The sequence below is a fragment of the Saccharopolyspora rectivirgula DSM 43747 genome, from assembly GCF_000497205.1.
Lineage (GTDB): Bacteria > Actinomycetota > Actinomycetes > Mycobacteriales > Pseudonocardiaceae > Saccharopolyspora > Saccharopolyspora rectivirgula.
Map to the genome: position 1 here is coordinate 20,331 of NZ_AYJW01000005.1, position 14,556 is coordinate 34,886.

Annotated in this window: 14 protein-coding genes; 11 read left to right on the forward strand and 3 right to left on the reverse strand. The window is 68.3% G+C overall.

From position 1 onward, the window contains the following. Together SREC43747_RS0102485 and SREC43747_RS0102490 are read left to right on the forward strand one after the other, a co-directional pair. Positions 1 to 1,284, forward strand: coding sequence for an NYN domain-containing protein (locus SREC43747_RS0102485; protein WP_029719578.1), 1,284 nt, complete (start codon positions 1 to 3; stop codon positions 1,282 to 1,284). A gap of 505 nt (positions 1,285 to 1,789) precedes the next feature. Then, entirely contained in the window at positions 1,790 to 2,761 is a 972-nt protein-coding gene (locus SREC43747_RS0102490; protein WP_081722393.1) for a C40 family peptidase, read from the forward strand. Between the two features lie 226 nt (positions 2,762 to 2,987). On the opposite strand, the gene SREC43747_RS0102495 is transcribed toward SREC43747_RS0102490, so the two are convergent. Beyond that, a complete protein-coding gene (locus SREC43747_RS0102495; protein WP_029719580.1) occupies positions 2,988 to 4,796 on the reverse strand; it encodes an AMP-dependent synthetase/ligase in 1,809 nt (602 codons plus the stop codon). Positions 4,797 to 5,130: 334 nt separating this feature from the next. Between SREC43747_RS0102495 and SREC43747_RS0102500 the strand changes: the two genes are divergently transcribed. From SREC43747_RS0102500 to SREC43747_RS0102520, 5 genes are all read left to right on the forward strand, one after another. Next, positions 5,131 to 5,919, forward strand: coding sequence for a metallophosphoesterase family protein (locus SREC43747_RS0102500; RefSeq protein WP_029719581.1), 789 nt, complete (start codon positions 5,131 to 5,133; stop codon positions 5,917 to 5,919). Between the two features lie 61 nt (positions 5,920 to 5,980). Continuing rightward, positions 5,981 to 6,424: an SRPBCC family protein gene (locus SREC43747_RS0102505; protein ID WP_029719582.1), complete on the forward strand. Its 444-nt coding sequence runs from the start codon at positions 5,981 to 5,983 to the stop codon at positions 6,422 to 6,424. Positions 6,425 to 6,442: 18 nt separating this feature from the next. Then, positions 6,443 to 7,660 (forward strand): ArsA family ATPase, encoded by a 1,218-nt coding sequence (locus SREC43747_RS0102510; protein ID WP_029719583.1) that lies wholly within the window; start codon positions 6,443 to 6,445, stop codon positions 7,658 to 7,660. 6 nt (positions 7,661 to 7,666) lie between these two features. Next, positions 7,667 to 8,059, forward strand: a complete 393-nt coding sequence (locus tag SREC43747_RS0102515) for a hypothetical protein (protein WP_029719584.1) — start codon at positions 7,667 to 7,669, stop codon at positions 8,057 to 8,059. Beyond that, on the forward strand, positions 8,059 to 9,015 hold the full coding sequence (locus SREC43747_RS0102520) for an ROK family protein (RefSeq protein WP_029719585.1): 957 nt from the start codon (positions 8,059 to 8,061) through the stop codon (positions 9,013 to 9,015). Before SREC43747_RS0102515 ends, SREC43747_RS0102520 begins: the two co-directional genes overlap by 1 nt. Here SREC43747_RS0102520 and SREC43747_RS0102525 read toward each other — a convergent pair whose 3' ends face one another. Both SREC43747_RS0102525 and SREC43747_RS0102530 read right to left on the reverse strand, forming a co-directional pair. Further along, a complete protein-coding gene (locus SREC43747_RS0102525; RefSeq protein WP_029719586.1) occupies positions 9,016 to 9,459 on the reverse strand; it encodes a hypothetical protein in 444 nt (147 codons plus the stop codon). Continuing rightward, a complete protein-coding gene (locus SREC43747_RS0102530; RefSeq protein WP_051387606.1) occupies positions 9,456 to 10,268 on the reverse strand; it encodes an alpha/beta hydrolase in 813 nt (270 codons plus the stop codon). The genes SREC43747_RS0102525 and SREC43747_RS0102530 overlap by 4 nt, the downstream gene beginning before the upstream one ends. Positions 10,269 to 10,393: 125 nt before the next feature. Here SREC43747_RS0102530 and SREC43747_RS0102535 point away from each other — a divergent pair, with 125 nt between their 5' ends. The 4 genes from SREC43747_RS0102535 (at position 10,394) to SREC43747_RS0102550 (ending at position 14,523) form a co-directional block, all read left to right on the forward strand. Further along, a complete protein-coding gene (locus SREC43747_RS0102535) occupies positions 10,394 to 11,155 on the forward strand; it encodes a lysophospholipid acyltransferase family protein (protein WP_029719588.1) in 762 nt (253 codons plus the stop codon). A 43-nt stretch (positions 11,156 to 11,198) separates the two neighbouring features. Next, entirely contained in the window at positions 11,199 to 11,702 is a 504-nt protein-coding gene (locus SREC43747_RS0102540) for a polyadenylate-specific 3'-exoribonuclease AS (RefSeq protein ID WP_029719589.1), read from the forward strand. A gap of 97 nt (positions 11,703 to 11,799) precedes the next feature. After that, positions 11,800 to 12,825, forward strand: coding sequence for a 6-phosphofructokinase (locus SREC43747_RS0102545; protein WP_029719590.1), 1,026 nt, complete (start codon positions 11,800 to 11,802; stop codon positions 12,823 to 12,825). Positions 12,826 to 13,134: 309 nt separating this feature from the next. Beyond that, positions 13,135 to 14,523, forward strand: a complete 1,389-nt coding sequence (locus SREC43747_RS0102550) for a class II 3-deoxy-7-phosphoheptulonate synthase (RefSeq protein WP_029719591.1) — start codon at positions 13,135 to 13,137, stop codon at positions 14,521 to 14,523. The last annotated feature ends 33 nt before the right edge of the window (positions 14,524 to 14,556 follow it).

The following is a 14,556-nucleotide window of genomic DNA, read 5'->3' on the forward strand; positions in this document are numbered from 1 at the left end:
GTGCCCGTGTGGGATGCGCTTCCCGGCCCGGTCCGGCAGCGTCTGGCCGAGCTGGCGGCGGATTCCTTGGACGACATGCGGCCCGTGGACATCCCGGCGCCGCTGCGTCCCGTGGTGCGGTTCGCCTCGACGAAGCGCGCGAAGCTGGGCCAGGCGGCGCTGGTGTCCGCGCTGCGGGACGTCCCGGTGTTCCGCACCGCGGTGCTGGATTGGTGCCGCACGCACCGACCGGAGGCGCTGGATCTGGAGCACAGCGATCCGGTGGTGGTGGCGGTGGCCGGGTTGCTGACCGGGGCGAAGTCGGCTGCGCACTACGTGGAGCTGGTGAGCTACCGGACGGAGCGGAGCCAGTTGCGCGCCGAACGCGATGCCGCGTTGGCTCGGGTCCAGCGCATGAGCGCGGAGTTGGAGAATCTCCGCAAGGAGCTGGCCGAGGCGAAGGCCGCCGCGGAGCGGGCGGGCAGCGCTGGCCACGAGGAGGCGGACAAGCTGCGCAAGCGGCTTCGCGAGCAGGGGGTTCGGCTCAAGGAGGCGAAGGACGCAGCTGCGGAGGCCCGCAGCGAGTTGGAACGGGTCCGAGCCGAGAGCGAGGAGTTGGCGGCGAGCCTGGCCGCGGAACGCGATCGGGCCCAGTCGAAGGTCTTGGAGGAGCGCGAGCGGGCGGACCGGGCTTCGGCCGAGGTGGAGATTGCTCGGCAGTCGGCGCGGGAAGCGCGGCAGGGCGACGAGGTCCGCTTGTCCTTGCTGTTGGAGACCCTGGAGGGGGCGGTTTCCGGGTTGCGCCGGGAACTCGGCGCGACCGGTAGCGGGCCGCGGCCCGCCGATATCGTGCAGCGGGTTCGGGCGGATCCCGGGGAGGACCGGGAAGCGTCTGACCCGAGCAGGCTGGATCGGCTGCTCGCGCTGCCCGCGGTTCACCTCATCGTCGACGGCTACAACGTCACCAAGACCGGTTATCCGGAGTTGCCGTTGGCCGATCAGCGGAACCGGTTGGCGCATCAGCTGGCGGCGCTGGCGGCCCGCACCGGCGCGGAGGTGACCGTGGTCTTCGACGGCGCTGATGTCCTCGGGGTGCGCACCGCTGCTCCGCGGGGGGTGCGGGTGCTGTTCAGCGAGCCGGGTGTGCAGGCTGACGACGTCATTCGCGATCTGGTTTCGGCGGAGCCGAGGGGGCGCCAATTGGTGGTCGCCAGTTCGGATCGGGAGGTGGCCACTTCGGTGCGGCGGAGAGGGGCCTACACGGTTTCTTCGGCGGTTCTGCTCAGCCGCTTGGCCCGCATCTGACACGGACTGGTGATCTTCGTCGTCCCTCGGGCCCGGCCGGGTGTGCAGTTTCTCACAGTGATTTTCAGGCCGGGCGCTTCTCTCCCTGGACGAGTGAAAGCGCTGGGTAGAAAGAGCTAATGAAACGCCAAGCTGCTCACAGTAAGCGCATGGTGTTCCTCTGTTAGAGATCTTGTGCATTTTTGTACAAAATTCGCACCTGCTTCTGGACGAGTGCTGCTCGCCTTTCGTAACCTGGCGAAGACTTCGCGGTGATCAGCTGCTCATCAGGGGCAGCCCGCGAGTCACCGCCGAATCGGCTTGTCGGGGAGCCGAACCGGAGCCGTGCCGGGCGTCCGGTTTCAATGCCGCAAGGGGGTCACGGCATTGCGCGCCCGTGTTCTGTGCTCAGTTTCAGTAGGCGGTCGGAGGAGAAAGAAGGAGCAGTCGCGACGTGGAGTCGCACCGACTTAAGCGCTCTCTGCGGGGAGCTTTGACCGCTACCGCGGTTGCTGCCGCTGTTGGTATGACAACCGCGCCGGCTCTCGCAGACCCGCAACTTCCCGACACTGCCTCGGAAGCGGCTCAGCAGGTCCGTGAACTGGCGCACCAGGCGGAGCAGCTGACCGAGGAGAAGAAGAAGGCCGAAGACGACCACGCGGCCAAGAAAGCCGAGCTGGAACGGGCGGAGCAGGAGGCGGAGCAGGCCAAGCAGGTCGCCGACCAGGCTCGAGCGGAAGAGGAGAGGTTCCGCGGCCAGGTCGACCGGCTCACCAACGCCTCCTACCAAGGTGCTCGGCTGAACAAGTTATCGGCGCTGCTGGTCAGTGAGAACCCGAGCGACTTCCTGGACCGCGCTTCGGCGCTGGAAGTCCTGGCCAGGGACAACAACGAAGCGGTCGAGCGGCTGGCTGCCGCGACTCGGCAGGCCGAGGCCGCGGAGAAGAAGGCCCAGCAGGCGCGCGACCGAGCTGCCAAGGCCGAGGCGGAGGCCGCTCGCATCTCCGAGGAGTTGGAGAAGAAGACCGAGGAGATGGAAGAGCGGATCGCCGAGGTCGAGGAGCGCTATGCCGAGTTGTCCGGCATCGACCAGGCCTCGCTGATCACCGACGGCAGCACCGATTTCGGCAGCATCGCGGGTTCCGGCGCTGCGATCGAAGCGGTCAACGCAGCTCTGAGCAAACAGGGGGCTCCCTACGTCTGGGGGGCGAAGGGACCGGACAGCTTCGACTGCTCGGGGCTGATGTACTGGGCCTACCAGCAGGCCGGGGTCACCATCGGTGGTTCCACCAAGACCCAGGTCAACCAGGGGCGCAGCGTTTCGGCCAGCGAGCTCAAGCCGGGTGACCTGATCTTCTACTACAGCCCGGTCAGCCACGTGGCCATGTACGTCGGCAACGGCAAGGCCGTGCACGCGCCGACCACTGGTGACGTGGTGAAGGTGGTCGATTACGAGAAGATCGGTCCGGTGAACTCCATTCGGCGCATCGCCGGTTGAGCTGGACCGAACTCCGCTCAACGGGGCGGGAGCCGAGCTGTCGGCTCCCGCCCCGTGTTGTTTCGGAGAGGATCCGTCGTTTCCACCGCGGTTCCCCGGCGCGGTGGGGCCTCCCGGGGTGCGCGAAGTGCACTGTGGAGTTTCGTGGGCGGTTTTCAGTGCAGGAAGCCGGAAGAAGAAACGGCGGAACCGGACAGCTTCCGGTTCCGCCGTGGTGCGGGCAGCCTCACGAGGAGTAGATCGCTTCGATCTCCGAGGCGTAGTTCTCGGCGACCTTGTTCCGCTTCAGCTTCAGGCTCGGCGTCAGTTCGCCGGTCGCTTCGGTGAAGTCCGTCGGCAGCACGCGGAATTTCTTGATCTGCTCGGCCCGGGAGACCGCTTTGTTGGCCTCGTCCACGGCCTGCTGGATCTCGCTGAGCAGTTCCGGGTCGTTGACCAGGTCGGAGAGCGGGGTGTCCTTCGGCCGGTTCTTGTTCGCCAACCAGTTGGGCAGGAACTCCTGGTCCAGTGTGATCAGCGCACCGATGAACGGCTTCTTGTCCCCGACGACCATGCACTGGCTGATCAACGGGTGCGCTCGCAGCCGGTCCTCCAACACCGCCGGGGCGACGTTCTTGCCGCCCGCGGTGACGATGATCTCCTTCTTGCGGCCGGTGATCCGCAGGAAACCGTCCTCGTCCAGCGAGCCCAGGTCTCCGGTGTGGAACCAGCCGTCCTCCAGGGCTTCCTTGGTGGCCGTCGGGTTGTTCCAGTACTCCCGGAACACCACATCGCCCTTGATGAGCACCTCGCCGTCCTCGGCGATCCGGATCGAGGTGCCGGAGATCGGTCGACCCACGGTGCCCACTTTGAACGCGCCTTCCACGTTCACCGCGGCAGCCGCGGTCGTCTCGGTGAGACCGTAGCCCTCCAGCACCGGAACGCCGATGCCGCGGAAGAAGTGCGCGAGCCGCTCGCCGAGCGGAGCACCACCGGACACCGCGGCGATGCAGCGTCCGCCGAGCGCTGCCCGCAGCTTGCCGTACACGAGCTTGTCGAACACGAGGTGCCGCAGCCGCAGCCCCAAGCCGGGGCCGCCGGTGTCCTGGGCCTGGCTGTAGGCGACCGCGGTGTTCTCCGCCGCGTCGAAGATCTTGCCCTTGCCCTCGCCGTGGGCCTTCTGCTTGGCGGTGTTGTACACCTTCTCGAACACGCGGGGCACGGCGAGCACGAACGTGGGGCGGAAGGTGCCGAGGTCGGCGACCAGGTTCTTGATGTTGGCCGTGTGCCCCAGGGTGACGCGGGAGTACACGCAGCACACCGCGATGGCGCGGGCCAGCACGTGGGCCATGGGCAGGAACATCAGCATGGAGTTGCCGTCCCGCAGCAGCTGCGGGAACGCTGCCACGTCCGCCCGGACCTCGGCCAGCATGTTGCGGTGGGTCAGCACGCAGCCCTTCGGGCGGCCGGTGGTGCCGGAGGTGTAGATCAGCGTCGCGGTGTCGTCAGCGCGCACCGCGCGTCGGCGCTCGTGCACTTCTCGGTCCGCGATGTCGGCTCCGAGGGCGGTCAGCTCCTCGACGACCGACTTGCCGTCGTTCGCCGACTGTTCGATCTGCCACAGGTGCTTGACCTCCGGCAGCTTTTCGAGGGCCTTCTCGACCTCGGCGCGGTGCGTGTCGGTTTCCACGATGACCGCTTTGGCGCCGGAGTCGCTCAGGATCCACTCCGCCTGGTCGGACGACGAAGTCTCGTAGATCGGAACAGGGATGCAGCCCGCTGACCAGATCGCGAAGTCGAGCAGGCTCCACTCGTAGCGGGTGCGGGACATCAGCCCGATCCGGTCACCGGGCTGCAGGCCGGCGGCCACGATTCCCTTGGCCACGGCGAGCACCTGTGCGGCGAACTCTGCGGCGGTTACGTCGACCCAGGTGCCATCCACCCGGCGCCGGAAGCTCACCGTGCTCCCAAAGCGCTCCGCGTTCGCCCACACCATGTCGGTGAGGTTCTCGTCGTCGGCCACGCCCGTGGTGGCAGGTGCGCTGTACTCTCGCACGTCGAAACCTCCGAAAACACGCCGTTGTGGGGCACAACCTAACGCCGATAGTTACCAGGCGGTAGTCCCCGTTATCGCACTGCAGCACACTGGACAGGAACTGGTCAGAAACCTGTCCGGCATGAGCAGTCCAACCTGGAGAGCTTGCCACGCTCGTCCCGGGGTGCGGATGCCGGCCTCTTTCTTGAACAGTTCAGCAACTGCGCCCAGCGGCCGCCGGTGTGCTCCGCACTGGATCACACCGAAGGGTACGAACGGACTCTGCCGCACACCGGAGCCCCGGCAGTAGGTTCATTTGTGGGTGGCCGTTGTAGTTCACAGCAAAGGAGCGGATTTGCGCGTCCACGTTGTGTCGGATGTCCATGGCAACGCCGAGGACCTCAAGCGCGCCGGCGACGGAGCGGATGCGCTCATCGTGCTGGGCGACCTCGTCGATCTCGTCGACTACCGGGACCACAGCAAGGGCATCCTCGGCCGCATCTTCGGTCCGGAGAAGGTCGCCAAGTTCGCCGAGCTGCGGCGCAGTCGACGCGGTGCCGAGATCGGAGCGTACGCGCGTTCCTTGTGGGCCAGCCTGAGCGACCCGGCCCGGGTGCTGCAGGAAGCGGTCCGCGAGCAGTACGCCGAGCTGTTCGGCGCGATGCCCGCTCCCACCTACGCCACCCCCGGCAACGTGGACATGCCGCAGTTGTGGCCGGAGTTCGCCCGATCCGGCATCCACGTCCTCGACGGCGATGCCGTCGACATCGGCGGGCTCCGGTTCGGCTTCGTCGGCGGCACGGTCCTGCCTCCCGGGGGGAAGTTGCGCCGGGACTCCGCCTGGGTGCCCAACATCCGCCCGGAAGAGGAGTACGACGAGCTCGTCGACCAGCTTCCGGAACTGGACGTGCTGTGCACGCACCTGCCGCCGGCCGTCGCCGACCTGACCTACGACGTGGTCGCCAAGCGTCCCGAGCACGGTTCGACCCGGCTCCTCGAGCGGATCCGGGCAGATCAACCGCGGTGGTCGTTGTTCGGGCACGTGCACCAGCCGTTGGCGCGGCGGGTCCGGTTGGGCCGCACCGAGTGCGTCAACGTCGGCCACTTCAAGCAGACCGGTCGGCCGTACGTGATCGAGTGGTGAAATCCTCGAAACGGCGGCTCCGGACGACGCTGTTCAGCTGGGCAAGCGGTAATCTGCGCGCATGGTCGATCAGTCCACCCAGTCCATCGTCATTGAGGCCCCGGCGGCCCCGATCATGGAAGTGATCGCGGACTTCGCCGCGTACCCGGAGTGGGCGGCCGCGGTCAAGGAGACCGAGGTGCTGGAGCGGAAACCGGACGGGACGGCTGAGAAGGTGCGCTTCGTGCTGGACGCTGGGGTGGTCAAGGACACCTACGTCAACGTCTACGAGTGGGCTCCGGACGGGCTTTCCGTCAGTTGGTCCCTCGTCGAGGGCCAGGTGCAGAAAGCGCAGCACGGCACCTACCGGCTCAAGCCGCTGGACGAGAACCGCACGGAAGTCACCTACAGTCTGGCGGTGGACTTGACGATTCCGATGATCGGTTTATTCCGGCGCAAAGCCGAAAAAATGATCATGGACACGGCCTTGAAGGAACTCAAGCGCCGGGTCGAAGGAAATCGTTGAGATCGCAGAGACGGACAATTGCGGATCCTGCTGTTCACCGGAAAGGGCGGGGTGGGCAAGACCACCTTGGCCGCGGCGACCGCCGCTCACGTGGCGAGCCGGGGCGGCAAGGTGCTCGTGGTGTCCACCGACCCAGCGCATTCACTGGGTGATGCGTTCGGGGTGGCGCTGGGTGCGGAACCGGCGGAAGTGCGTTCCAGCAGTCAGGGGCTGGCGCTGCACGCGGCGGAGGTCGACACCCGCTCCCTGGTCGACGACGCGTGGGGAGAGCTCCGCGAGCACCTGCGCACCCTCCTGCAAGGGGCAGGGGTGGAGGAGGTCGCCGCCGAAGAGCTCACCGTGCTGCCCGGGGTGGAAGACCTGCTCGCCCTGACCGAGGTGCACCGGCTCGCGGTCAGCGGGGAGTGGGACGCGGTGCTGGTGGATTGCGCCCCCACCGCCGAGACGCTGCGGTTGCTGGCGCTGCCCGAGGCCCTGGCAAACTACTTGGAGCGGCTCTTCCCCGCGCACCGGCGAGCAGTGCGCGGCCTGCTGGCCACCCTGGCCCGCAGCGACGACGTGGAGCGCTGGGACTCGGTCGCGTCAGCACTGGGACGACTGGCCGAACGGCTGACCGGGTTGCGCGAGATGCTGGCCGCCCCGGGGGCCAGCGTCCGGCTGGTGCTCACGCCCGAAGCCGTGGTCGCAGCCGAGACCCGCAGGACCCTCACCGCGCTCGCGCTGCAACAGATCCGGGTGGACGGCTTGGTGGTCAACCGGGTGGTGCCCGACCCGGGCTCCGCCCGCGGTGCGGCGGCCCACTGGCTGCGCACCCGTCGTCGGGAGCAGCAGAGGATTCTCGATACTCTGCGGGAGACGACACATCTGCCGGTGCGCGTCGTGGAACACCGGGCCAGCGAGCCGGTGGGCGTCGATGCGCTGCTGGAGCTGGGGGCGGAGCTGTACGGTGACGCGGACCCGCTGCGCACCGAGGGGACGGCCCCAGCGATGGAGGTCGTCGGCGGTGGACGGGAGTTGGACTCCCGATACCAGCTGCGCATTGCGTTGCCGCTGCATTCCGGCGCTGACCTCGCCCTGGCCCGGATAGGCGACGAGCTGGCAATCACTGTTGACGGTCGGCGCCGGCTCATCGCCCTGCCTGCTGTGCTGCGCAGGTGCGTCGTCGTCGATGCGGTCGCTGGCGAGGACGGACTGACCGTGGGGTTCCAGCCCGACCCGGAACTGTGGATGCGGTGATGCTTGGTGGAGCAGACTCGGAACGAGACCGGGCACGAGCAGCTGCTCGAAGAGCTCCGGCAGTTGCTCGACGCGCTCGCGCTCCGCGCGGAGGACTACCTGCGCGGCTGCGCCGGTGGCGAAGTCGACAGCGGCTCGGGGGCTTGCGGCTGGTGCCCGATCTGCGCGGCCGCCGGGCTGCTGCGCGGTCAGCGACCGGAGTTGACCGGCCGGGTGGCCGAGCAGCTCGCCGGCTTCCTGCAGGCCCTCCGCCAACTGCTCACCGACCCGTCCGCAGCACCGCAGCGCTCCCGGCCCGAGGAAGCTGCTGAAGAGCGAACTGCGCCGACCAAGGTGCAGCACATCGCGGTGCGCCGGGTCAACGGCCAAGTTCTCAACGACAGAGTCGAGGCGCTTTAGTGCTGACCATCGGAGTTGACGTAGGCGGGACCAGCGTGCGTGCGAGCGTGGTGGATGCGCACGGGCGCATCCTGGACACCCGTCGTGCTCGGACGCCGCGCACCGGCCAGGAGTTAAATTCGGCCATTGCCGACACGGTACGTGCGCTCGCTGATCGCTACCCGGTTGCGGCGGTAGGACTGGCGGTCGCCGGATTCGTCAGCGAGGACCGCCGAATAGTGCGTTTCGCGCCACACCTGGACTGGCGGCACGTGCCGGTGGCGGACGAGCTCGCGGCACGCCTGGACGTTCCCGTGCTCCTCGAACACGATGCCAATGCGGCTGCGGTCGCCGAGCAGCGCTTGGGCGCGGCGGCCGGCGCCAAGGTGGCGGCCCTGGTGGCCATCGGAACCGGCATCGGTGGCGCGCTGGTGCTCAACGGGGAGGTCTTCCGCGGTGCTTACGGGGTCGCCCCGGAGCTGGGGCACCTGCGCCTGGTGCCGGGCGGGCGGCAGTGCCCGTGCGGCAAGCACGGGTGCTGGGAGCGCTATTGCAGCGGCACCGCCCTGGTGGAAACCGCTACCGAGCTGCTGGCCGCGCATCCGGAGGAGACGAGCGTGCTGGCGGCGATCGAGCCGGGGAAGCTGACCGGCGTGCAGGTGGCCCAGGCGGCCGAGACCGGTGATTCGATCGCCCAGCTGGCCATGGCCGATCTGGCCAAGTGGCTCGGCGAGGGGCTCGCGCTGGTGGCCGACGTCTACGACCCGGAGGTGGTGGTGATCGCCGGAGGGGTCTGCGAGTCGGCGCACTTGTTCCTCGGTTCGGCTCGGGAGCACTACGCCGCGGCCGTCACCGGAGCCGGCCACCGCCCGCTGGCCCGGGTGCGGGTCGGCCGCTGGGGCGACAAGGCCGGAATGGTGGGGGCAGCGGTGCTGGCGCGGGAGCACGTCCTGGCCGGCGAACCGCATCTGGCTTGATCAGACCCGAGCGCCGTCGTCATCGTCGGGCTCGTCGGGGCCTTGCCGGAGCCGGAACAGCAGCCAGCCGATGCCACCGCTGATCAGCAACAGCCCCAGCGGGAGGGTCATGCCGGCCGCCGGGCCGGCCAGCTGCGGGAACACCAGGACCAGCAGGCCCAGCAGGATGACGGCGACGCCGAGGAGGGTCGCCGGCTGCGGTCGGGGCAGCGGTGGTGGCTCGGGTGGGACGAAGTGCTCTTCGTCCTCGCCCGCGCCCGCCTCGGCCGCCGGGCCGTCCTCCGGGGCGGTGTCGGGGGCCTTGCCCTCGTCGGCGCGCTGGCGCGCCTCCGCGTCGCTGACCCGCTGGGCGAAGGTCTCGTCCTTCTCCAAGTCCGCGATGATCTCGGCGAAGGCGGCGTTGATGTCCTCCGGCCCATCGGGGTTGTCGCGGCGGGGGGTCATGCGGTTTCCTCCGCGGTTCGCTGCAGCACACGCTGGATGAACTCGGCACTGAGCCGGAAGATTTCCGGGGCGTCGTGGTCCAGGGTCGCGACGTGGTAGCTGTTGGGGAGCACGACTTCCGCACTGTCGGTGCTGCGCACTCCGGTGAGGACGATCTCGGAGTTGACCGGCTCGACGATGTGGTCCACCGCGGAGCGGAACAGCAGCACCGGCTGTTCGATCCGGTGCAGGTCCTGCCGCACGATCTTCCAGAGCTGCTGGAGGCTGGCCATCGCCTTCAGCGGCAACCAGCGGTAGGCGATCTCCTCGCTGCCCGGCTTGGCGATGTCACCCGGGATCCCGGGCAGCCGCGGCAGCACCCGGCACAGCACCGGGAGCAGGGCAGCTCCTCGCCGCAGGGTGGTCACCGACGGGTTGACCAGCACGATCCCGGCGATGTCCGGGTTCTGCTCGGCCAACCGCAAGGTCAGCGTGCCGCCCATGGACTGCCCGAACACGAACACCGACCGGCAACTGCTGCGCAATTCGTCGAGACTGCGGGCGACCGCCGCGTACCAGTCGGTCCACTTCGTTCGGTTCAGATCTCGCCAACTGGTGCCGTGACCGGGCAGCAGCGGGCAGCGGACGGTGAAGTCTGCCGCGGCGAGGTGCTCGGCCCAGTCGCGCATGCTCTGCGGGGTGCTGGTGAAACCGTGGCAGAGCAGGACCCCGGTGCCGCTCGTCCCGTCGTGCGCGAATGGTTCAGCAGCACTGGAACGAACCGGCACAGCAGCCTCCCAACGACACCGGCCTCTGCCTGACGGTCCCATCGTCGCACGCACCGCCGCGCGGTGAGGCGCTAAATTGCGTTGTGGAGCAGATCTGCATTGTGCCGCATCTGCTCGCTGCGTAACCTGAGCAGGCAGACGTGTAGTAATTGGGAGGCGGCAGCACATTGTTCTACTGGGTGTTGAAGCACATCTTGCTCGGCCCCTTGATGAAGCTGTTCTGCCGTCCGCGAATAGAGGGTGTCGAGAACGTCCCGGAACGCGGCGGGGCGATTCTGGTGAGCAACCACCTGGCGGTGGCCGACTCCTTCTTCATGCCGCTGATGATGCCGCGGCGAGTGACCTTCCTGGCCAAGCGCGAGTACTTCACCGGAACCGGTGTCAAGGGCAAGCTGCAGAAGCTCTTCTTCACCGGTGTGGGCCAGGTGCCCATCGACCGTTCCAGCGGAACGGCGGCGCAGGCCGCGCTGGACACCGGTGTGCGGCTGCTGCGGGAGGGGAAGCTGCTGGGGATCTACCCGGAGGGGACCCGCTCGCCGGACGGTCGGTTGTACAAGGGGAAAACCGGCGTGGCCAGGATGGCGCTGGAAGCGAACGTGCCGGTGATCCCGATCGCCATGTTCGGCACCGACAAGGTCAACCCGATCGGCTCCCGGATGTGGCGGCCGCACAAGGTGCTCGTCAAGGTCGGCAAGCCGCTCGACTTCTCCCGGTACGAGGGCATGGCTGGTGATCGCTTCGTCGAGCGGTCGATCACCGACGAGATCATGTACGCCCTGATGGAACTGTCCGGTCAGGAGTACGTCGACGTGTACGCGGCCAAGGTCAAGGACGAGATGGCCGCGAAGGGGAAGCACGTGGCCGGGTGGCGCTCCCCGCAGGAGCGGGCCCGGGACGCCGAGCGGATCCCGGACAGCAGGGCGAGCTGAGGCCCGCGAATTCGGCGGACGGCGCGTTACCTACTCTTGCCCGGTGCGGTTTTTCTACGACTGCGAGTTCATCGAGGACGGACGCACTATCGATCTCGTGTCGATAGGGATGGTCGACGAGTCCGGCCGCGAGTTCTACGCGGTTTCTACGGAGTTCGACGAAAACCGGGCGGGGCCGTGGGTCCGCCGATATGTGCTGCCGCAATTACCGCCCCCCTCTGATCGGGCGTGGCGGTCGCGCGCTCGCATCCGAGAGGACCTGTACGCCTTCCTGACGGAGCGGGGCGAGGAGGAGATCGAGCTCTGGGCGTGGTACGCCGCTTACGACCACGTGGCCCTGGCTCAGCTGTGGGGACCGATGCCGGCGTTGCCGTCGAGGATCCCCAAGTTCACCCGTGACCTGCGGCAGCGCTGGGAGGACGTGGGCAAGCCCAAGTTGCCGGCGGCCCCGGAGAACGCCCACGACGCACTGGCGGACGCTCGGCACAACTTGGAGCGCTGGAAGGTGATAGAGGAAGTTCGCATGAAACGCGGCTACTTGCTGTAGTCAAATGCTTGCTGCACCGATCCAGTCCGTGTCAGGCTGTTCGACGTCAGAGGAGGGGTGGCGGCGACATTAGGAGGCGGCGGAGATGCCGGCTGGAATGCGTGTCGGAGTGCTGACTGGTGGTGGTGACTGCCCCGGGCTGAACGCTGTGCTGCGTGCTGTCACGCGGAAGGGCATCTCGGTCCACCAGCACGAGATCATCGGTTTCCGGAACGGGTGGCTCGGCCCGGTGGAGGACCTGACGACTCCGCTGACGCTCGACTCGGTCGAGGACATCCTCAACCGGGGTGGCACCATCCTCGGTTCCTCCCGGACCAATCCGTACAAAGTGGAGGATGGTGTTGGCCGGCTCAAAGCGGTCCTGCAGCGGCACCGCATCGACGCCCTGATCGCCATCGGCGGCGAGGACACGCTCGGGGTCGCCGAGCAGCTGTTCGCCGAAGGCGTGCCCGTGGTCGGAGTGCCCAAGACCATCGACAACGACCTGGACGCCACCGACTACACCTTCGGTTTCGACACCGCGGTGCACATCGCCACCGAAGCCATCGACCGGTTGCGGACCACCGCGGAGTCGCACCACCGGGCGCTCGTGGTCGAGGTGATGGGGCGGCACGCCGGCTGGATCGCCCTGCACTCCGGGCTGGCCGGCGGGGCCAACGTCATCCTGGTCCCGGAGCAGCCGTTCAGCGTGGAGAAGGTCTGCGACTGGGTGGAGCGCCGCTTCCAGCGGCAGTACGCCCCGATCATCGTGGTGGCCGAAGGGGCCGTCCCGGAGGGCGGTGAGGCGATCCTGGCCACCGGTGAGCGGGACGCGTTCGGACACGTCCGGCTCGGTGGAGTGGGCAACTGGCTGGCCGACGAGATCTCCCGTCGCACCGGCAAGGAATCCCGGGCTGTGGTGCTGGGGCACGTGCAGCGAGGCGGCACCCCGACCGCTTACGACCGCGTCCTGGCCACCCGCTTCGGGTTGCACGCCATCGATGCGGTGACCGACGGCGACTTCGGCACGATGGTCGCGCTGCGCGGAACCGAGATCGTGCGGGTTCCGCTGCGCGATGCCACCGCGTCGCTGAAGACCGTTCCGGTCGAGCGCTACGCCGAAGCTGAAGTCCTCTTCGGCTGAGCGGCTCGTGGCGCAGCCCACCGGAGGTGCGTCCGGTGCGCTCCGCGGGGCCCGGGGTGGTGGACGTCGCGACGGCGAACTGCCCCCCCGTCCGCGCCGAGCGGTAAGGGGCAGCTGGGCTGGTGCGACCGACGTCACCTCTTCCGCCGGGTCGAGGGGTGGCTTGCGCCCGGGCCTCCGCTGAGCAGCGCGGCATCGGGCCTGGGGCTCCCGCGGTGCTTGCTGAATCGAAGCTGGCTGCGGTACCGCATTCTGGGACGAGGCCGGGCGGATGCGGATGGCCAGAACCGCCCCCCTATTCTGGGAGGCGTGAACTGGACCGTTGATGTACCGGTGGACGAGCTCCCGGAACTGCCGCCACTGCCCCCGCAGCTGCGTGAACAGCTCGACGACGCGCTGGCTCGGCCAGCGGTGCAGCAGCCGCAGTGGCCGGACTCGGAGCAGGCACTCAGCGTCCGCAAGGTACTGGAAAGCGTGCCGCCGGTAACCGTGCCCGCCGAGGTGGAGCGGCTGCGCTCGCACCTGGCCGCAGTCGCCCGTGGGGAGGCGTTCCTGCTCCAGGGCGGGGACTGCGCGGAGACCTTCGCCGGCAACACCGAACCGCACATCCGCGGCAACATCCGGACCTTGCTGCAGATGGCCGTGGTGCTCACCTACGGTGCCAGCATGCCGGTGGTCAAGGTCGGGCGGATCGCCGGGCAGTACGCGAAGCCGCGGTCCAGTGACACCGATGCGATGGGATTGCCGTCCTACCGCGGTGACATGGTGAACTCGCTCGCCGCCACCGAGGAGGCGCGGCGCCACGACCCGTCCCGGATGATCCGGGCCTACGCCAACGCCAGCGCCACCATGAACCTGGTCCGGGCGCTCACCAGCGCCGGCATGGCGGCTTTGACCAAGGTCCACGACTGGAACAAGGACTTCGTGCTGAACTCCCCGGCCGGGGAGCGCTACGAGTCGGTGGCCGCTGAGATCGAGCGCGCCATGCGGTTCATGGCCGCCTGCGGCGTGGACGACAGCAGCCTGCACGGCGTGGAGTTCTACTCCAGCCACGAGGCCCTGGTGCTCGACTACGAGCGGGCCATGCTCCGGCTGGACACCTCCGGGCAGACGCCGCGGCTGTACGACCTCTCCGGTCACTTCCTGTGGGTCGGTGAGCGGACCCGTCAGCTGGACGGCGCGCACATCGCGTTCGCCGAGCTGATCTCCAACCCGATCGGGCTGAAGATCGGTCCCTCCACGACGCCGGAGCAGGCGGTGGAGTACGTGGAGCGGCTGGACCCGAACAACGAGCCCGGTCGGCTCACTCTGATCAGCCGGATGGGCAACAACAAGATCCGCGACGTGCTCCCGGCCATCGTGGAAAAGGTCACCGCATCCGGTCACCAGGTCATCTGGCAGTGCGACCCGATGCACGGCAACACCCACGAGTCCAGCACCGGGTACAAGACCCGGCACTTCGACCGGGTGGTCGACGAGGTGCAGGGCTTCTTCGAGGTGCACCACGCGCTGGGCACCCACCCGGGTGGTATTCACGTCGAGCTGACCGGTGAGGACGTCACCGAGTGCCTCGGCGGTGCTCAGGAGATCTCCGACACCGATCTCGCCGGCCGCTACGAGACCGCGTGCGACCCGCGGCTGAACACCCAGCAGTCGCTGGAGCTGGCGTTCCTGATCGCCGAGATGCTGCGCGGCTGAACCGCTTCGAGCGAACGAGGAGGGCCCGGGAAG